Source organism: Nitrospira sp., assembly GCA_016788885.1.
Lineage (GTDB): Bacteria > Nitrospirota > Nitrospiria > Nitrospirales > Nitrospiraceae > Nitrospira_A.
The window spans coordinates 12,103-30,423 of record JAEURX010000010.1 but is presented as its reverse complement, the minus strand read 5'-3'; the positions used below and the strand labels follow the sequence as shown (position 1 = coordinate 30,423).

Genomic DNA, 18,321 nt, shown 5'->3' with positions numbered 1-18,321 from the left:
GCCTCAGAGCGAACCGGTGTTTGCGTTCGTGCCGAACCGTGATACCATCGGCCACCCGCCGAACCGGCACCGCCACACGCCGCGCGAGGCCAACGGACAACCAGTCATCACACACCGGTACTGACCAGAGAGGATGACCTATGGAACTCGGATTTATCGGACTGGGGAAGATGGGGATGAATATGGTGACGCGCCTGCGCCAGGGTGGTCACCGCATCGTGGCCTACGATCGTTCACCCGAGGTCGTCACACAGGCGGAGCGGACCGGGAGTATCGGCGCGACGTCCCTGAGCGACCTCGTCGCACACCTGACCGCCCCTCGCGCAGTCTGGGTCATGGTTCCCTCGGGAACGCCGACGGAAGACACCATTCAGACCGTCGCCGCCCTGCTGCAACCGGGCGACACGATCATCGACGGAGGCAATACGCGCTTCCATGACGATACGCGCCGCGCCGCCGAATTACAGAAACGAGGCATCCACTATGTCGACGTCGGCACCAGCGGAGGCATCTGGGGTCTGACCGTCGGGTATTGTCTCATGATCGGCGGCGACAACGAACCGGTTCAGCGCCTGACCCCGATCTTTCAAACCTTGGCGCCGGAAAATGGGTGGGCCCACATGGGCACACACGGTGCCGGCCACTACGTCAAGATGGTCCACAATGGGATCGAGTACAGCATGATGCAAGGGTATGCCGAGGGGTTCGAACTCATGGCGAAAAGCGACTATCGTCTGGATCTGGGCAAAGTCGCCGATGTGTGGATGCATGGCAGCGTGGTCCGGTCCTGGCTCCTGGAACTGGCGGTGGGCGCCTTGAAACAGGATCCCAAGCTCGAAAAATTGAAAGGCTATGTGCAGGATTCCGGCGAAGGCCGCTGGATGATACAAGACGCCATCGATAAGGATGTGCCCGTGCCGACTCTCACGGCGGCGCTGTTCACCCGTTTCCGATCGCGGCAGCAAGAATCGTTCGCGGAGAAAATGTTGGCGGCCTTGCGCAACGCCTTCGGCGGACATAGTGTCCGTCGCTGACCTTCACCCAAGGACTTTCGAGACCATGCCTTCCCCTACGACACCCATCGAGTGCAAACCGGTGCCGGAATCCGCGCCTCCCGTGGAGCCGTGCACCCTGGTTATTTTCGGCGGCTCCGGAGATTTGGCTCGCCGGCGCCTGATTCCCGCGGTCTATAACTTACTGCTGGATGGTCTATTACCGGACAAGTATGCCGTGATCGGCCTGGGCCGCAAACCGATGACGGATGAGGAGTTCCGCAACCTGGTACGGGACGGAGTCGTCACATATTCACGCCAAGCACTGGTACAAGAAACCTGGGACGTTTTCCAATCCCACCTGTTTTACCTCCAGGGGGAAAACGAAGATGCCCGAACCTATCAGGCGCTCCGCGCCAAGGCCGAAGAAATCGAACGGAATCTGCACCTTCCCGGAAACCGGATTTTTTACCTCAGTATCCCTCCCAGTTCCTTTGCCTCCGTCTGCGAGGGATTGGCGCACTCGGGACTGGCGACATCGGCCGCCACGGCGTCACCCTATTCGCGCATCATCGTTGAAAAGCCGGTGGGCCGCGATCTCGCCTCCGCACGGGAGATCAACGAAGTGACCGGCAAGGTGTTCGCTGAGTCCCAGATCTTCAGGATCGACCACTACCTCGGCAAGGAAACCGTTCAGAACCTGATGGTCGTCCGCTTCGCCAACAGCATTTTTGAACCGATCTGGAACCACAAATATATCGACCATGTGCAGATCACGGTCAGCGAGTCGGAAGGTGTGGGCACCAGAGCTACCTATTACGAAGAGGCGGGTGCGTTGCGGGACATGATTCAAAATCATCTGCTGCAACTGCTTTGCCTGGTGGCCATGGAACCACCCTACTCGCTCGATCCGGACGTGGTGCGCAATGCCAAGATGGAGGTCCTGCGCTGCCTTCGGCCCATCGTCGGCAAGGATGTCGAGCAGTATACGGTGCGGGCGCAGTATGCGGAGGGCACCGCTCATGAGCAACCCGTTCCGGGCTACCGTCGGGAGAAGGGGGTGAATCCCAACTCCATCACGGAAACCTACGTTGCAGTCAAAGCATTCGTCGAAAACTGGCGGTGGGCCGGGGTCCCGTTTTATCTGCGCACCGGCAAGGCCCTCCCCAAACGTGCCAGTGAAGTGGCCGTGCAGTTCAAGGATATTCCGCAGATTCTGTTCAACGCCAACCCCGCACAACCGCAACCGGCCAATGTCCTGACCTTGCGTATTCAGCCGGACGAAGGGCTATCGCTCAGAATTGTCTCGCGAGTTCCCGGCACCCGCGCGCAAACCCATCCCGTGGAGATGGATTTCCAATATAGCGACGTGTTTGGCTGCCCCTCCCCGGAAGCCTATGAACGGCTGCTGCTGGATGTGATGGCCGGCGACGCCTCACGTTTCATGCGGCGCGACGCGGTGGAAGCCTCTTGGGATTGGGTCACGAACATTCTCGACGGGTGGGCTCAACAGAAACTTCGCTGGCTGCCGGAATATCCGGCCGGAACCTGGGGCCCGGTTGAAGCGGACCGGATGATTCAACGCGACGGTCGGAGTTGGCGCATCTTGTGAGCATCGGCAGGCCGCCTGCGGCTTAGCCGAGAGACAGCTGTCGTCGAATCTCGTCCTTCTTCCCGATTCCCCCGATGAACCTGGCGAACGATCCGCCCTCAAACAAGGCAAGCGCGGGCAGGGAACTGATTTCAAGCTCGGCCGGGATCTGGAAGTTCTCCTGGACGTTCATCGTGACGATCTTCACCGCTGCCCCCAATTCCTCGTGCAACTGCTCCAACTGCCTCAACAGGGCGAGACAATGCCCGCACCCAGGCTGCCAGAACTCGACCAGCACCGGCATGGAAGCCTGCTCCACTTCACGTGCGAAATTCCGGTCCGTCACCTCGCCAATCATGAATGCGCCGCACCTGAGGGAGGCAGGCCGAGCAACCCTGATTCGTCGCCGAACAGCCGCTCGTAGGCCAACTGCCCGAAGAGCCGGTATCCGGACGTCGTGAGGTGAAGCCCGTCGTTTGAGTAAGGCCGCGCAAGCATGAGCGAGTCCGGTTCGGCTGTTGCCGTAAAGAGATCAAGATAGCGCAGGCCTTTTGCATCGGCATACTCCGCGATCATGGCATTCAATCGTTGACGACGTTGAAGATGTTGTGCAAGCCAAGACGCGGCTTCAGGGTTGTCTCCGCCCAGCTCAACGCGAATCGACGGTACTGTCACCGGCACCGGCACGACTGAATTGGCCCTTGCCAATTCATACATCTTGAGCAAGTTGCGCATGATCTCCGCTGGGTCGGCATTCCATCCCAGATCATTCGTCCCCCCGAGGATGATCACCACCTGCGGATGGCGATCAAGGACCGACGAGCGAAACCGCAACACCATTTCACCCGTCACTTCTCCACACACTGCGCTGACCGCAACCCGGCCACGCTGCCCCAGACGCTCTTGCAGCACCGGCCCATAGGGCGCGTCCTCTCCGGAGGGATGCGACGGGCTGGGAGCTTGGTATCCAGCCGTGAGGCTGTCACCGAAACACACAATGAGCGGAAGTCGCGTGTCGTGAGCCATAGAGCGATTCTACTGTTCGTGCCGAAGCGACGCAATCCCGAGTCCTCACCAGTCACCTGGCTGCATCGAGGTGAGATTCGTACGCCAAAACCCATGCGCAGACCGGCTATTTTCTTGACGAAGACAGGGCCTCGCGGTACGACTGACTCATATGGAACCTACAGCCCCGCTTCCGGAAGGCACAGCAGCCACCCCGTTTGCTCGAGCCCACGTCGACCCTGAGGTCGCCGCAGTCAAACAATTGTTGAAGCTGCTCGACAAGGCGGCCAAATCGGCCCGCACGTACGGCACCAAGAATCCGGTGGCGCAGCGATTTTTCCAACAGTTCTATGACGATCTGACGAAACATCTCACGCAACATCCCCATCTGGCGCTCCTCGTCCAACGCAACCAGTTGTATCTCAAAGACGAGATCGTCTACGAACCGGAGCGCGACGCGACCGGAGACAGCTTCGCCTTCAAGATGTATTCGGACGGCATCCGAGAATTGAGCTTCTATCAAGGGCTCACGCAAGAGGATCTCGCCTTTTTTCTCGACGCCCTCTGGGGGGTACCGGCGAACGAGACCGGACCGGAACATCCGGTGATCGAACCTGATGATGACGATGACATCGTGACGCGGTTATGGGCCAAGAACCTCGAGACCATCACCGTCGTCACCGCCGAAGAACTGGTGCGGTCGTCCGGGTTCGGACAGGACGAGCTCGAACTGCAGACCCAGGGCTACATGAACCTGTCGGTCAGCTCACTGCGCGAATTGCTCGACCGTGAACGCGCCAAGAAAACCGCCGACAAAGACAGCACGAGCGGGTCCGGTGAGGAGAACGGAAGTGCCCCGACCGGCGCGGCCTCCGACGGACCTGGCCCCAACCGCAACAGACGGTTTCAATCCAGCATGGTCGGGTATGACGTCTCCGACCAGGAACAAGAGACCCTGGCACAAGAGATCCAACGCGAAACCGCACGCGATCCCACCACCTATATCCTCGATATCCTAACCGCAGTCCTGGCCTCCGAACCTTCGCCAGCCTTGCTGACCAAACTGTTCGACGTCTGGGACAATGTCCTCGATGTCTTGATACGTGGCGGGGAATGGACCCAGCTCGAAACCGTGCTGACCATGCTGCAGGAGGCGGAAACGGTCCGTCCCGATCTCGCGGACAGCCACAAGCAACAGGTCGCCGGGCTGTTCGATGGGCTTCACCGCCCAGAACGGTTGAAAGCCATCGGGGTACACTTGAACCGCACGCCGCAGGCCAACACCCAAGGGTTGATCACGCTGCTCCTGATGATGAAGCAAGAGGCTGTGCCCGGACTCTGCTCTGTCTTGGCCACGCTGGATGGTCCGTCGCATCAAGCGGTGATCATGGAGGCCTTGCAGACAAACGCCCGCGACCATGCCGAACCGATTCTCCGCGGCCTGACGGACAAGCGGCCGACCTACGTGCGCAACCTGCTCACAATTCTCTCCCGATGGAACGATCCCCGCTTTGGCGACCATGTCGAGAAAACCTTGCGACACCCTGAAGCGACCGTACGGCGCGAAGCGCTGCGCCTCCTAGCGACCCTACGCCCATCCGGAAGCGGGAGCAAACTGGTTGCGCTGTTGAGTGACGGTGACGAAACCGTCCGCCTGACCGCCATGAAAGTGCTGACCAGCGGACAGTACACGGTGCCCTTTTCCGCCTGGGCTCCATTCGTGGCGGCCGATGAGTTCTATGATCGGTCCCCGGCTGAAAAACGCGCCATCTACCTGGCGATCAAGCATACGGCCGGTGACGAAGCCGTCCCCTACTGGCAAGGGTTGCTGACTGAGTGGTCCTGGACGAACCGCAAAAAGAAAGAAGAATTGGCCTTACTCGCGGCGGATACACTCGGGAAACTCGCAACCTCGGCCGCACTGGCCGCGCTCGAACTCGGGCAGAAGAAAGGCGGCACCGCCGTCAAACAGGCCTGCAGTGTCGCACTCTCAGCAGCCAACCGGGTCCATCGACGACAAGTCCCATCCGCAGCGAACTCCTGATTGCGAGGATGCCACCCGTGAGCGACGTTCCATCTTCCAGCCACCCGGCCTCAGCAGCAGACAACGCGCATCCGATCCTGACCCATGAGCGATCCCTGGCAAACAAAATCGCCAAGGGGTCCGAAGCGGGAGACATCCTCGACCAGCAACTCGCAATGCTGGGCATTCAGCTGGTGACCCAGCTCAACGTCCTCATCAAGACCTCACGCATCCACGGCCGCACGAATGCGGCCCTCGACAAACCCGTGGACTCGATGCTGACCCTCGTGAGGACCCTGGCGGCGGATCACCCCGTGGTGCTCCGGCTACAGAATGACTTTCTGTTTCTCGGGGACAGTCATCTGAAGATGAGTTCGCAACAGATGGCGGTCTTTGCGAGCATCATCGAGGCGTTGAACACCTGGCACATCGGCGGAGTCTCGTTCGCGTCGACGGCGGAATCGAAGGACTATCGCGAATTCGCCTACCTGTTCGTCAGCCTGGATCCGGAGAAACATGCCCTCGCCGATTTGCAGGAAGCCCTGCAAAACGCCGGCGTCAAAGGCATTGAACTGGAGGAACCCAAAACACTTCAGTTGCAACATCTGGCCGAAGGCGAAGGAACCGCTGGAGGAATAGGAACACGCCCAGGAGGCTCCACGTCATCCCCGGAGGACTCCAAAGAGAAGCGGAGAGCACTCGCCAAAGGCCGGTATGCCAAGGCAGCGTCGGCGCTCGGTGATTTGACCAAAAACACGCGTGCCGGCGGCACCGTCAGTTTCAAACAGGCCAAACGGGCGATTCAAAACATCGTCGAACTGCTGATGCAGGACGAGTCCACGCTACTGGGCCTGACGAATCTGCGTTGCCACGACCAGTACACGCACAACCATTCCGTGAACGTGTCGTTGCTGGCGATGGCCCTCGGAAATCGGGCCGGCTACCCGAAAGTCGACCTGGCGGATCTGGGCTTGTCGGCCCTGTTTCATGACGTGGGGAAATGCGCCATCTCCCTGGATGTGCTCAATAAGCCCGGTGAGTTCACCCAGGACGAGTGGGCCATCATGCGCTCGCACCCCATCGAAGGGGTCTTCACGCTCGTCAAAGCACGCGGCATCAATAACGTACCGGCTCGCATGGCCGCCGCCTCCTTTGAACACCATATGAACTTCGATTTTTCCGGCTACCCCAAACTCAAGGTACCTTGGTCGCAGACGGTGGCGAGCCGCATCATCACCATTGCAGATTGTTACGACGCCATGACCTCGTCCCGCGTGTATCGCCGCGAACCGATGTCACCGGCAAACGTGCTCAAGTTCATGTTCGGGAAGAGCGGCCAGTCCTTTGATCCGGTGCTGCTGAAGCTCTTCGTGAACTGCGTAGGCATTATCCCCATCGGCAGCCTGGTACGACTTGACTCAGGCCCGCTGGCCGTCGTGATCAAACCGGCGCAGGACAAAGCCAATGCCGAACGCCCGCTGGTGCAGGTGATCACGAATGAGGACGGCGCGCCGGTTGAAGACGGACCTGAATTGGACCTGACGCAGCAGGATGAGCGCGGGCAGTACCTCCATACGATTCAGCAGCTCGTCGATAACGCCGAACATCACTTTGACACCGCACGTTACTTCGTCTAACCCGAATGACCCACAAACACTTGCTCCGGCGTCCGATTCTCTCACCCGTCGAGGTTGTTCTCGTCCAGCCTCCTCGACAGACGGCATGTATGTAAGCCTGCGGCGTCCCCACGAGCGAGCAGCCTCGACGGGCTTCCGTTTCAAAGGCCTCGCGAAGGCATTGATGAACAATCCAGGCTCGCGCCCGGGCCTCCTTGCCATGGAGGCCCTCTGACTCGCTAGCGCTTGCTCTCCGGCGGGGGCCAATCCATATCCGTTTGTCGCCCGCAATAGAAACAAGCCACGCGATATTTGGCCTTGCGGCGAGGATTCGGCATCGAGATGAACACCACCGGTGTCTCATCGAACGGACAGACCGGTTGTTGGTGCAGCAAGTGTTCATCAGCCATCAACTCCAGCGCAGCGTTGTCCCAGGGCGGCGTGAGCGCTTCCTCTCCCGTCACGGTGCTCCGCCAGCCGCAGGACTCACAGTGCACATCAAACGTCTTGACTCGATCCCGCGTCCGGGACTGGTCGATCGCTTCAACCGGTCCCGGACAACCATCGCGCTCACAGTTGATACGTTCGTGTTGAATCGCCTTCACGAACAATCGGTGGGCTCGCTCGTGACCCGTGAGCATGCAGCACTCCTTTCTCACTCGGTGGTGAAGACTGCACCGAAGGGTGGCATAAGGGAGCAGACTCTCTGGCTTATAGCCGTCCGGCTTAGACCTGTCAAACCACAGACCCAGGCTGCCTCTGCCTTCTTGACTCCTCCCCGGCGTACGGCTATTCTCCCAAAGTTTGTAGTACGACATTTTTCCCGCGAAAGGAGTCTCGAGATGGGTGTGAAGTGGCACGGAGCAGGCCGGCGCGCGGTCATGGTTGGGGCGCTCGTCGCAGCGACCCTCGGCTTGTTCTCAATGAGTCCGGCGGCGGAATTCAAGATGGGGGTCATCGATCCTCAGGTTGTTCTGGAAAAGAGTAAGGCCGGCAAGCGAGCACTGGATGGGCTGAGAGAATATGTGGCCACGCGTCAGAAACTCTTGTCTCGGGACGAGGAAGAGTTGCGCAATACGGAAAAACAGCTCAAAGAGCCTGGCTCCAAATTGACCGATGCCGAAAAGAAAGACAAGGAAACCTCGTTCCGCGGCAAGATCCAGGATTATCAGAAGCGCGCGCAGGAGTTTAACCAAGAACTGCAAGGCAAGCAAAAGGAACTCGTCGACGAGTATATGAAGAAGATTGCCGTGGCCACGCAGGCCGTCGCCGACAAGGGCGGGTATCAACTGGTGTTGGATAAGGGTAGCGAGCAAACGGTGAAAATCGTGATTTTCAACAAAGACACGATCGATTTGACCGAGCAAGTCATCAAGGAATTCGACCGCACGAACAAATAACGGTCACGAATTCAGCAATTCCTGCCGAATATGCTCCACCAGCTGCAGAAACGCTGGTGGAGCCGGATCGACCGCCTCACTGACAAGTTCAATCCTGCGCCCCGTGCCAACTCCCAATCCAAGCGCCGCCGCGCGCACGATCTGCCGTTGATCGCTGATCCGCTTGCCCTGCAGTTTCGACTTGCCGAAGGACCGTAGGAGCGCGATGGCTGTCAGATCCACCGCAACCCGGTCTCCACTGCAGATGAGCAGATCAGTCTTCGAAGGGGTACCTGATGTGGGACCACCCTCGATCATCGTGGTGGTCCCGTCGGCTACCGTCAGCAGGGGGTGAACCGCGAGGTTGATTTCCGCAATACGCTCGTGCCAATCCCCGCTCCAAAATGTGACGGATGGACGATAACGCGGGTGGACCGCTCCGACGAAATTTTTCAAGCTGCAGGAAAACTCGGCAAAGCGATGGGTCTTGATCACCGGCATGTTGATCACCACATCGGCTTCATAGACCGGCCGCGAGAAATAGAACTGGCCGATGGCCTTGGCATCGGGCGGTTCAAGCCGCACCCAGGGTTCGTCTTCCAGCGCCAGCACCCGTGCCCCGGCTGATTCCGCCGCCGCCCGCATGCCGGTGCTGGTCAAATTGGCCGATGTGGGAAGGCGGATGATTCCCGACCCGTCGGCCACGATCACCTCTGCCGCGCCATTTGCCCGGACCATCTCGGCCATGGCCTTCACGACCAGAGGATTGGTCGTGGAAGGCGGCGGTTGATCGTTCAAGACATTGGGCTTCAGTAAGACACGGTGCCCGCGCAGGCCCAGCCGGTCAATCCCGCCGAGCAGCTCCAGGGCACGCCTGAGCATGCGGCCGGGCTCTGTCCCGTAGACGATCGCGACGAGAGAGCGGCCCTCCCGCATCAATGGATTAATTGGAATAGGCTTCGGCGAAACCAGCGGCCCCTCGGGATCAAAAAGCAGATGACGTAAAATAGTCTGTGGCGAGCGGAGCAGCGCCGGCAGCAGGAGCAGACCAAAGCCGGCATTGTTGAACAATTCGCGTCGTGAAAAGGGCATGCGTTAAGAGGGCCGACCGTTCTCAATGGGATAGCCGGCGGCGCGCCAGGCCTTGATGCCACCATCCATCGAGATGACATTTGTATACCCCATCTGATGGAGGCTGTCGGCGGCCAAGACCGACCGATACCCGCCGCCGCAATACAACACAATCGGCTCCTGCCTATTGGGAATCGCCGTTTCAATATCCCGCTCGATCACCCCTTTGCCGATGTGAATGGCCCCTGCGGCATGATCCTGGGAAAACTCCTCGTCCTCCCGCACGTCGACAAAGTGGAACCGTTCGCCGCGATCCAACCGGGCTTTTACATCAGCAACGGTACATTCGCGGACGCGAGCGCGCGCGTCTTCCACGACTTTCAAAAATCCGGGGTTATGCTTCACAACGACTCCTCCTCATCAAACAACAATTGCTGCGCCGCCGGGGGCCGAAACGTCTGCGGAACGGGCAACTCATCCGGCTCGAAACCGGCACGCCTGCGTCCCAGCTCAAATAACTGCTCGACACAGCGCCAATAGGTCCCCATGCCATGATGCCGGCTGAAAAATTCCGCGTCGCTCAAGGCGCCCCCGCGAACCTCCCGAATGCGATGCATAATTTTCGAAACCCGATCAGGAAAGGCTTCGCGCATACGCTCAATAAAGACCTGCTCGACATGTCCCGGTAACCGCAACAGACTCCAGGTTGCCGAGGTCGCTCCCGCCTGCCTCGCACGAGACAATATTTCAGGAATGGCTTCTTCGTTCAACCCGGGAATGATCGGCGCCACAGAGATTCCGGTCGGAATGCCCGCGTCGGAAAGCACACGCATCGCCTCAAAGCGCGCACTGATGCCGGGAGCCTGCGGTTCTACCAGTCGCGCGGTTTCATCATCGGCAAAGGCGATACTGAAGTAGACGCGAATCCACGCCTGCTCGCGCAATTGTGTAAAGAGATCCAGATCGCGTGCGGGAATAACACCTTTTGTGATGATACCCACGGGATTCCGATATTCCGCGCAGACTTCAAGACAAGCCCTGGTCAAGCCAAGTGTAGCCTCGAGGGGTTGATAACAATCAGTATTGCCCGAGAATACGACCAGCTCGCCTTTCCAGGATGGCTTCTCGAACGCCTGCTGTAGCAAAATTGCCGCGCGACGTTTGAGGACGATCTTCGATTCAAAATCGGTTCCCGCTCCGAAGCCCCAATACTCATGCGACGGGCGGGCATAGCAGTAGGCGCAGGCGTGAAAACAACCGCGGTAGGGATTCACGCTCCATCGAAACGGCAGGTCGGGGCTGTCGTTCCGGCTAAGAATCTGCTGTGTATTGTCTTCGAAGAGCTGCACCCGTGCCCGTGCGGCAGGCTCAAGCCTTTCGCGTTGTATCAATTCAAATCGATTGGGTGGATTTGAGATGAGTTTCATCTCGTCATGGTGCCGCGCGCGCCCACTGTTGTCAATCGCGCGCCATCGTGACGGTGCCGCACATCACGTTCCCCCATTCATTGACTACGGGAACATGCGGTGTTAGATTTCTCGCCGCTTCACTGGGGAATGGGTATGTACGACCTTCGTGTCTTGCGAGACAATTTAGACGGACTTCGCGAGCGGCTCGGGCCACGCGGTAAAGATGTCGCATGGGAGGATCTTCGGAAATTGACCGAGGATCGCCGCACCCGAATGATCCAGGTGGAAGAACTTCGGCATCAGCTCAAAAAAGGTTCGGACGAGGTCGCTCGCCTGAAACGTGAGAAGCAATCTGCCGACGCGGCCATGGCAGCAATGAAAGCGCTGGGCGACACCATCAAAGGACAGGAAGATCAGCTTCGGCTTATAGAAGAACAATTGGCTCATATCGCTCTCCGCATCCCCAACCTTCCTCACGAGTCGGTACCGACCGGGCAGGATGCCGACCACAATGTTGAGGTGCGTCGATGGGGCTCGCCGCCCGCCCTCTCCGCTCCGGCCCAGTCGCACTGGGATCTCGGAGAAGCGCTTGGAATTTTGGACTTTGATCGGGCCGTGCGCATGGCGAAAGCCCGCTTTGCGGTGCTGACCGGGCTGGGAGCGCGCCTCGAGCGGGCGCTCATCAATTATATGTTGGACACCCATACCAGCCAGCACGGGTATCGAGAGGTGCTGCCTCCGTTGCTGGTCAATCGCGCGGCGATGACCGGAACAGGACAGTTACCGAAGTTCGAGGACGACCTGTTTCAAATGCGCGACGAAGAGCTGTTCTTAATCCCCACCGCAGAAGTCCCGGTGACGAATTTGCACCGAGAAGAGATACTGTCCGAAGACGCGCTGCCGATTCGCTACACTGCCTATACGCCTTGCTTTCGACGTGAGGCCGGTTCCTACGGCAAGGACACGCGAGGACTGATTCGCCTCCATCAATTCAACAAGGTGGAACTCGTCGCTTTTGCAAAACCTGAGCAATCGTATGAAGAACTGGAGCGATTGACGTCTCATGCGGAGGCCATTCTACAGGGGCTTGGCCTACACTATCGAGTCGTCACGCTCTGCACCGGCGACATGGGCTTCTCTGCCGCGAAAACATACGACATTGAGGTCTGGCTCCCTTCGCAGCAGACCTTTCGCGAGATCTCGTCCTGCAGCAATTTTGAGGCATTTCAGGCGCGCCGCGCGAGCATTCGTTGGCGCCCTAAGGCCGGCAAAAAAGATACGAAGCCGGAGTTTGTTCATACATTGAACGGCTCCGGGTTGGCTGTCGGGCGCACGCTGGTCGCCATTCTCGAAAATTATCAGCAACCTGACGGTTCGGTCGCTATCCCACCCGTCCTGCAGCCCTATATGGGAGGACTTCAGAAGATAGAAACGCTCGCATGACCTTGTTTCCGGCCTAGTGTGGAGGGGTGACGGAGTGGCCGAACGTGCCGGTCTTGAAAACCGGAGATGGGGTAACCTATCCGCGAGTTCAAATCTCGCCCCCTCCGCCAAATTTTCCGGCGAAAACTGCATATTTCGCCCTGAAATTGTGGCTAAGCTGTGGCTAAACTCCGTCGGCGTTCCGCATGGCTGCATCTTCTCGCGTAGCGTTTCCTGCAATCTCGCCAGTTTCTTCAAGCCTTCGGTGAGGTCTGCCTCAGACACAATGGCATAGCGCCGATAGACGGCTTCCGTCTTATGGCCGGTCAGCTTCATGGCGACAGACCTAGGCACTCCTGCCCGCTCAAAATTTCGAACAGCGGTTCGTCGAAAATCATGGGGAATGCGTTCAGGGACTCCAGCCCGCTTACAGGCGGCCTGCCAGCGCCGATAGAACGCCTTCACGTGGATCGGCTTCATCACTCCTCGATCATTCCAGAAGAAGACCCAAGGCACTTGCTGCCCCGTTTGCAACTCTGTAGCTAAAGCCTCGTCCCAATGCGACCGGAGGAGCTGAGCCAGTTCTGGGAGCACCGCAAACGGAAGGGTTCGCCCCTCGTCATTCTTCGTGGTGCCCGGTTCTAAGCGGACGATGCCCGCCTGAAAGTCTACTTGTGACCACTGAAGCCTGAGGACTTCACTCGGCACACGCCATCCACTCAAAAACGCGAAGGTCGCCACGCCTCGATAAGTTCCCGGCAAGTGGGAGCGAACAGCTTCAAAATCGCCCCGCTCAAAAAATCCTTTGCGGGCATTCTGTACCGAAATCACCGGGAACGGCGGACAGATGGCCTTTCCAGCTCGTTCAGCCAGGCGAAAGGCCTTGTGAAGATGGGTCAGCTCAAGCTTAGCCGTTGCAGGAGCAATTCCGACTGCCAACCGATCGGCAACATAGCGATTGAGGCGGTCCAAGGTGATGTCACAAGCCCGCAAATGCCCAAAAGCCGGTTCCAATGCCTTCAAGCTCGTATTGAGGCGTTTGACGGAGCGCCGTTGATTGGCTGCGTATTCATCACGCATCATTTGCACTAGATCGGCGAAGGTCGTCTTTTCGAGTTCTGGGCCTCGCAGCCGTCCCTGCCCCATCTCGGCTTGTCGAGCACGCAAGAGCCGCACCGCGTCTTTCTGCGCCGTCGATCCTGAGGTTTCCCGGTATCGCTTACCGCGAAAGTAGTACTGAACCCACCAGATTGCACCACGCTGAAAAATCATGCCAAGCCCGCGCTGCTTCATGATGGCTTCCTTTTGGTTGACCGTTTGGGCACTAACTCTCCCGTGTGCACTTGAACCAGCATCTTCACTAACCGGGCCAGCGGTTCGCTGATGCCCCGCTCACCTCGCTCGGCTAAGGCGATAGCGTTCGCCGTCACACCTACCGCCTGAGCTAATCCGGCCTGCGTCAATCCCAACACCTTTCGCAGCTTGTGCAGTTCTTTTGCCGTCATGCTCAATGTATAACTCAGTTATAGTTCATGTCAAGCGGATTGTCGACTCGCAAACCACCTTGTAACCGCCTTCTCAGGAAAGATCAACCGCTTCCGGCTTGGCTGAGAGTGAGGCATTTTCGATTTGTGCCGATAGAGCCAGCGGGCCGTCACCTTAAATTGTGCGCATACTTCCTCAATGTTTAAATACCGTTCCGCCGGAAGCGGATCAACCCGCCTCGGCTCTGGTGTCGAACCTTGCGCAAGTCGGCCCATTATCACGGCATCGAGTTGGCGCAGGGTCGTCACACAGTCGGCATAGTGCTCGGGTCCGGCTGAATGAATCACGAAACGCAGCATAGCCAAGGCCGCGCCAGTATCGCGCAGGGGAATCGTTACGGTTTCGGCTGCGGGTTTCATGCGGCATCCTTTCCCTGCATTGTCGGCTCTGGAATGGCTCGTCGAACTTGCGAGGCGATTGCGAGAACTGTTTTGACAAGCTCCACCGGTGGTGGGCTCTGCTGCACCTCACGATTGCGGGCATAGCCGACCACCTCCTGATTCACGTCCACAACCGTCTGCATGGCGGCGGCGACCCGCTCATCGGCATGCTTGGCGTTAGGATGCTGGCGGATATACCCAAACAACTCGTTGAGGGCTTCGGCATACTGCGCAAACAATTCTTTCCAGGTGATGCCGTGAAGCAATTCCTGCCAGAGTGTTGAATCTTCGTCCATACGGTCCTCCTCGATAGAGAACGGGCGAGGCCGAAGCCCCGCCCGCCCCCCCCCTTCCTTGCTATGCTGTTTTGGCGTCAGAGCAAATCACAATGCTCTCCTGATGCCGTGCGCCAACATCCATGTTGGCAACGAGACGAGCTTCAATGCTGTTCGTAATCCACGCATCACCACCAATGTTGGTGGCAATGATCTCCAATCCGCCCCACATGCCAAGTACGACTTCCGAGAAATCGGCGGCGTATACGCGGCTCAGGCCGGTACCGGAGCCTTTAGTCAGATTGGTGGCAATCTGCGTCGTTGAGGCAAAGTTGACCCCCAGAATTTCGCGCAGCTTCTCATCCGACGCAGCCGGAGCAACGGTATATGCACCTTTCGTGTCTCCAGAATATTGGGCGACCTTTTGCTTCTTTAAAAGGCGCTTGACCTTGGGATGGAACGCCAATCCCAATTTCTTGCTAGGCACATTCGCGTCTTCGAGTTTTCCTAACAGGTCAGTGACCTCGTCCCATCCGAGCACGCCACCATCCGTCCCTAAGGCGAATGTCTGCACACCAGGCATTTGAGCAATACCCATCGGCTGATTGCTTGTGCCTGTGCCTTCGAGAATCACCCGGTCAACTTCAAGGGCAAGAACCCGAGCAAAATCCCGTCGTATCAGATCTTCAATACCGGGATTACTCAAGATGTTCAGAAGATTGCTAAAGCCGCAGCGCATGGCGGCAATTTTTGGCGTCAACTGCACACCGCCAAACGAGGGGTCAGATTTCGGAATGATCTGATTTTGACCAACCCACTGAATCGATCCCGCCGCCAATTGCTTTGAGAATTCAACCGGCGAGCCTTTGAGCCCGTCCAGCACCGTCACGCCGAGCTGCACCAACTGCGCCTCGGCTCGCATCATTTCAATGATCTCAGGCATGAGTTCCCGAGGAATTAGGTACCCCCCTCCAGAACCCGCCGTGCCGGTGTCCATGGCCTTCTTGGTGGCCTGGGTCATCACATCCAGCTCATGACCTACGTTCCACTCTTTGACGAGATGGGCCTGGCCCCTATTCATTGCTGAGATTGCCAACAGTGCCTTCCCGAAGCTGAAGGGGTAATGATCGACACCTGGCAGACTGGCTTTCAGCCCAGCCTTCACACGACCATGCACATACTTTGAGAGCTCGTCCTGCTTATGTTCGAGATCATCATGCTTCATCACCATGTTCGTGATGCCGACTTTGATTTCCCCTAGTGACTTTTCGAGTCCTACTATTCCGCCATTCATACTTTTCCCCTTACTCACTGCTCACATTGAACTGACCCGGATTCGCTCTCCCAGGCCTCAAGAGCGGCCCATTCACGACCTAGGCTCACGTTGCGCCCCGCCTTGGCCTAGCCAGCAAGACACCGCTTCGCCAGTCGTAATTTCGGCCTGCCCCCTCCCGTGGTGGTGCCGTCCCTCAATGCAGCCTATTGGCAGATGCCTAGACGGCCTGTGAGACGCGGAAACTCTCACTTTACGTAAATACGTATATTCCAGGACCCGCATTAACCTGACTTGCCAGAACCAACGCTCCGGCTGCTGCATTGCAAAAATCGTCGTGCGAGTTCGGTTCGTGGTCGACCTTCTCTCCACGCCGTACAAGTCCAAGGAACTGCTCCAGCATCTTCGGATGGTCCAGCAATTCAACCTGGCCGCTATTCAAGGCGGGCTCAATCTGGCCGTAGAGTTGAGAACGATTCCACTCACACAGATGATAGCTAATGCCTCGGTCTTCGAAGTCGCATTTGAATGTCCGGCCCGCATACGCGTCTCCGTGAATGCTGCTGGCCCCGTATTGTTTCAAGGTATCCACGAACGCACTGACAGCCACACGGGGATTGAAAGGCGGGCGTGATCCCTGATTCAGCAACAGGTCCAGGACTGCCCGCTGCTCCTCCCAATGCGCGATAGCCAGTACCGCATCATCCGACGAGCCTCCGCTCATATCGACGAAGGCGGTGTAGTTTCGCTCTGGATTGGGGGCAAGATGCTTTCGGCCCTCGATAACACAGGCCATTACTCGTTCCGCATTGAGTGCCGCCCCATCCGGCATGCCAGGAAGGTTGAGATGCAATCGGCGAAATTTATGAGAGGGAAGCCGTCGGCGCTGTTGCCCTAGATAGTCTGCATTTGCCCACGATGCCATTGAAGGATTGGCGCGTGCCTCCGGCTCGCATTCCTTAAATGCTGGATCAGTCGTAAAATCTCCCGCGTACCACGAAAACAACATGCGCGGATCATCGCAACGCTTACCGCTTTGGAAAAGGTCATACAGCGGGAAACCTGGACTGTTGTAGATCGACGCATACGAGGTGATCCACTCCAGCACGTCCGGACGCGTCGGATCAGGGGCCAGCGCTTCGAACAAGTCATAGGTGCGATAGTTCCAAATTTCATCGTACCCGATGAAGCATGCCGTCTTGCCGTGCGCACCAGCCACGTCACGCGCTGGGAGCACTCGAAACGTTCCCCGACCGTCCTTGCGCACAATCGCTTTTTGGAGCACCTCAACCTCATTCGCAAGAATGGGGTTCACCGCAATCAACTTTTTGAGTAATCCAAGATCATCACCGGCCTGGTCTTCGTCATTTGCTAAGACGTACGCATCGTTTCCTTGAGGACTTGTCCGGCATAGGAAGCAATACAATCCCGCCAGGCACAAATCAGACGACTTAAAATTTTTCTTACTTCGCCCGCTCAGCACACGGTTGATGCGGGGCCGCCCATCAGCATCAAACGTAAAAAGGGCCTGCGTGAAGAGTTGCCTCCGGTAAGCCTCTATCGTTTCGATGAGAGGCCGCCCATCGATCCAACGGAGCGCGGCAAAAAACTTTAGCGGGTCAATCTGGTTCATCGCGTTGCTTTTTGTGGGCCGCAGGCCCGGTGGAGCGGCAGAACTGCACCGAACCTGCGAGTATGCGGGCGAAAACGCACCGCACGGCCCGTCTAGTTTCCTTGGCGGCGTCGTTTACGTGTCTTGACCGCTGCCAAGACCTCCTCGGCTGAGTATCGAAAATTTCTTCCAAACTTATATGCTGGCACAGCACAAGCGACCGTAAGTTTGTGCAAAAACTGTCGTGAAATTTTGAGTCGCTGTGCCATTTCCGCAGATGTTTCTAGTCGTTGCTCGTCCATACATTTATCTCCTTAGGTGCATATTCTCATGAAATTGAGATCTGTCAAGCGAGAATGATTGGCAAAGGGCCAAGAAAATCGGCGCTACAATCTTTCTCTCCACTCATCGTGCAATCGGGTATCATGCCCGTACCCCTCACATCGTGTTCAGCCTGGTCACCTGAGTTGGGGAGGTTATCGGCCTCCTCAACTCAGGGGGATGTCATCCCTACCAGTCGGTCCTGTGACGGACCGTTCGAGGGTGGTTTATCTCCCTCGAAAGCTTGCCATACCCGTTCACGGTCAATACGCCGAATTCCCGCTCTGGAAGGGGCAAAATCGCCCGTCTCGGCCTAGCCTGGGGATGGTACAGGTACCCGTAATTGTCAGGGTACTTGTGGTTGTATACGTTACGCTTCCTGTTCAAGTATCAGTTCTTTCCGATGC

At 57.8% G+C, this 18,321-nt stretch carries 17 protein-coding genes, 1 tRNA gene and 1 pseudogene; 7 read left to right on the top strand and 12 right to left on the bottom strand.

Annotation, left to right across the window (positions count from 1 at the left end; all coding sequences use genetic code 11):
• The first annotated feature begins 140 nt into the window (after window positions 1-140).
• Window positions 141-1,034: a decarboxylating 6-phosphogluconate dehydrogenase gene (gene gnd / locus JNL86_02260; protein MBL8041724.1), complete on the top strand. Its 894-nt coding sequence runs from the start codon at window positions 141-143 to the stop codon at window positions 1,032-1,034.
• A 46-nt stretch (window positions 1,035-1,080) separates the two neighbouring features.
• Entirely contained in the window at window positions 1,081-2,604 is a 1,524-nt protein-coding gene (gene zwf / locus JNL86_02255; protein ID MBL8041723.1) for a glucose-6-phosphate dehydrogenase, read from the top strand.
• Window positions 2,605-2,626: 22 nt separating this feature from the next.
• On the opposite strand, the gene JNL86_02250 is transcribed toward zwf, so the two are convergent.
• Window positions 2,627-2,941 carry a hypothetical protein gene (locus tag JNL86_02250; protein MBL8041722.1) on the bottom strand — a complete coding sequence of 105 codons (315 nt, stop codon included), beginning with the start codon at window positions 2,939-2,941 and terminating at the stop codon, window positions 2,627-2,629.
• Window positions 2,938-3,609 (bottom strand): hypothetical protein, encoded by a 672-nt coding sequence (locus tag JNL86_02245; protein ID MBL8041721.1) that lies wholly within the window; start codon window positions 3,607-3,609, stop codon window positions 2,938-2,940. The genes JNL86_02250 and JNL86_02245 overlap by 4 nt, the downstream gene beginning before the upstream one ends.
• Before the next feature lie 151 nt (window positions 3,610-3,760).
• On the opposite strand from JNL86_02245, the gene JNL86_02240 reads away from it, so the two are divergent.
• Together JNL86_02240 and JNL86_02235 are read left to right on the top strand one after the other, a co-directional pair.
• On the top strand, window positions 3,761-5,632 hold the full coding sequence (locus tag JNL86_02240) for a hypothetical protein (GenBank protein MBL8041720.1): 1,872 nt from the start codon (window positions 3,761-3,763) through the stop codon (window positions 5,630-5,632).
• 17 nt (window positions 5,633-5,649) lie between these two features.
• On the top strand, window positions 5,650-7,248 hold the full coding sequence (locus JNL86_02235) for an HD-GYP domain-containing protein (GenBank protein MBL8041719.1): 1,599 nt from the start codon (window positions 5,650-5,652) through the stop codon (window positions 7,246-7,248).
• A 218-nt stretch (window positions 7,249-7,466) separates the two neighbouring features.
• Here JNL86_02235 and JNL86_02230 read toward each other — a convergent pair whose 3' ends face one another.
• Window positions 7,467-7,868, bottom strand: coding sequence for a hypothetical protein (locus JNL86_02230; protein ID MBL8041718.1), 402 nt, complete (start codon window positions 7,866-7,868; stop codon window positions 7,467-7,469).
• A gap of 201 nt (window positions 7,869-8,069) precedes the next feature.
• On the opposite strand from JNL86_02230, the gene JNL86_02225 reads away from it, so the two are divergent.
• A complete protein-coding gene (locus JNL86_02225) occupies window positions 8,070-8,627 on the top strand; it encodes an OmpH family outer membrane protein (GenBank protein ID MBL8041717.1) in 558 nt (185 codons plus the stop codon).
• Window positions 8,628-8,630: 3 nt separating this feature from the next.
• On the opposite strand, the gene JNL86_02220 is transcribed toward JNL86_02225, so the two are convergent.
• From JNL86_02220 to JNL86_02210, 3 genes are read right to left on the bottom strand one after another with little or no spacing between them, the layout of a single operon-like run.
• Window positions 8,631-9,698 carry a DUF362 domain-containing protein gene (locus JNL86_02220; protein MBL8041716.1) on the bottom strand — a complete coding sequence of 356 codons (1,068 nt, stop codon included), beginning with the start codon at window positions 9,696-9,698 and terminating at the stop codon, window positions 8,631-8,633.
• 3 nt (window positions 9,699-9,701) lie between these two features.
• Entirely contained in the window at window positions 9,702-10,052 is a 351-nt protein-coding gene (locus tag JNL86_02215) for a sulfurtransferase (protein ID MBL8041715.1), read from the bottom strand.
• A gap of 26 nt (window positions 10,053-10,078) precedes the next feature.
• Window positions 10,079-11,104: a PA0069 family radical SAM protein gene (locus JNL86_02210; protein ID MBL8041714.1), complete on the bottom strand. Its 1,026-nt coding sequence runs from the start codon at window positions 11,102-11,104 to the stop codon at window positions 10,079-10,081.
• A 135-nt stretch (window positions 11,105-11,239) separates the two neighbouring features.
• Between JNL86_02210 and serS the strand changes: the two genes are divergently transcribed.
• Both serS and JNL86_02200 read left to right on the top strand, forming a co-directional pair.
• Complete coding sequence (gene serS, locus JNL86_02205) at window positions 11,240-12,529, top strand: serine--tRNA ligase (protein MBL8041713.1); 1,290 nt, start codon at window positions 11,240-11,242, stop codon at window positions 12,527-12,529.
• Window positions 12,530-12,549: 20 nt separating this feature from the next.
• A tRNA-Ser gene (locus tag JNL86_02200) sits at window positions 12,550-12,639 on the top strand.
• A gap of 151 nt (window positions 12,640-12,790) precedes the next feature.
• On the opposite strand, the pseudogene JNL86_02195 reads toward JNL86_02200, so the two are convergent.
• The 6 genes and pseudogenes from JNL86_02195 to JNL86_02170 form a co-directional block, all read right to left on the bottom strand.
• Window positions 12,791-13,801: pseudogene (locus tag JNL86_02195) on the bottom strand (site-specific integrase).
• On the bottom strand, window positions 13,798-14,013 hold the full coding sequence (locus JNL86_02190; protein ID MBL8041712.1) for a helix-turn-helix domain-containing protein: 216 nt from the start codon (window positions 14,011-14,013) through the stop codon (window positions 13,798-13,800). The pseudogene JNL86_02195 and the gene JNL86_02190 overlap by 4 nt, the downstream one beginning before the upstream one ends.
• 30 nt (window positions 14,014-14,043) lie before the next feature.
• Window positions 14,044-14,412 (bottom strand): helix-turn-helix domain-containing protein, encoded by a 369-nt coding sequence (locus tag JNL86_02185; GenBank protein MBL8041711.1) that lies wholly within the window; start codon window positions 14,410-14,412, stop codon window positions 14,044-14,046.
• Complete coding sequence (locus JNL86_02180) at window positions 14,409-14,729, bottom strand: hypothetical protein (protein MBL8041710.1); 321 nt, start codon at window positions 14,727-14,729, stop codon at window positions 14,409-14,411. The genes JNL86_02185 and JNL86_02180 overlap by 4 nt, the downstream gene beginning before the upstream one ends.
• Window positions 14,730-14,790: 61 nt before the next feature.
• Window positions 14,791-16,002: a phage major capsid protein gene (locus tag JNL86_02175; protein MBL8041709.1), complete on the bottom strand. Its 1,212-nt coding sequence runs from the start codon at window positions 16,000-16,002 to the stop codon at window positions 14,791-14,793.
• 232 nt (window positions 16,003-16,234) lie between these two features.
• Entirely contained in the window at window positions 16,235-17,614 is a 1,380-nt protein-coding gene (locus tag JNL86_02170; GenBank protein ID MBL8041708.1) for a hypothetical protein, read from the bottom strand.
• Between the last annotated feature and the right edge of the window lie 707 nt (window positions 17,615-18,321).

What these genes read in the sequence shown, in the direction of transcription:
- gnd (MBL8041724.1), top strand. Translation starts at nt 141, where the DNA reads ATGGAACTCGGATTTATCGGACTGGGGAAGATGGGGATGAATATGGTG.
- JNL86_02250 (MBL8041722.1), bottom strand. Translation starts at nt 2,941, where the DNA reads ATGATTGGCGAGGTGACGGACCGGAATTTCGCACGTGAAGTGGAGCAG.
- JNL86_02245 (MBL8041721.1), bottom strand. Translation starts at nt 3,609, where the DNA reads ATGGCTCACGACACGCGACTTCCGCTCATTGTGTGTTTCGGTGACAGC.
- JNL86_02240 (MBL8041720.1), top strand. Translation starts at nt 3,761, where the DNA reads ATGGAACCTACAGCCCCGCTTCCGGAAGGCACAGCAGCCACCCCGTTT.
- JNL86_02230 (MBL8041718.1), bottom strand. Translation starts at nt 7,868, where the DNA reads ATGCTCACGGGTCACGAGCGAGCCCACCGATTGTTCGTGAAGGCGATT.
- JNL86_02225 (MBL8041717.1), top strand. Translation starts at nt 8,070, where the DNA reads ATGGGTGTGAAGTGGCACGGAGCAGGCCGGCGCGCGGTCATGGTTGGG.
- JNL86_02220 (MBL8041716.1), bottom strand. Translation starts at nt 9,698, where the DNA reads ATGCCCTTTTCACGACGCGAATTGTTCAACAATGCCGGCTTTGGTCTG.
- JNL86_02210 (MBL8041714.1), bottom strand. Translation starts at nt 11,104, where the DNA reads ATGAAACTCATCTCAAATCCACCCAATCGATTTGAATTGATACAACGC.
- serS (MBL8041713.1), top strand. Translation starts at nt 11,240, where the DNA reads ATGTACGACCTTCGTGTCTTGCGAGACAATTTAGACGGACTTCGCGAG.
- JNL86_02190 (MBL8041712.1), bottom strand. Translation starts at nt 14,013, where the DNA reads ATGACGGCAAAAGAACTGCACAAGCTGCGAAAGGTGTTGGGATTGACG.
- JNL86_02185 (MBL8041711.1), bottom strand. Translation starts at nt 14,412, where the DNA reads ATGAAACCCGCAGCCGAAACCGTAACGATTCCCCTGCGCGATACTGGC.
- JNL86_02180 (MBL8041710.1), bottom strand. Translation starts at nt 14,729, where the DNA reads ATGGACGAAGATTCAACACTCTGGCAGGAATTGCTTCACGGCATCACC.
- JNL86_02175 (MBL8041709.1), bottom strand. Translation starts at nt 16,002, where the DNA reads ATGAATGGCGGAATAGTAGGACTCGAAAAGTCACTAGGGGAAATCAAA.
- JNL86_02170 (MBL8041708.1), bottom strand. Translation starts at nt 17,614, where the DNA reads ATGAACCAGATTGACCCGCTAAAGTTTTTTGCCGCGCTCCGTTGGATC.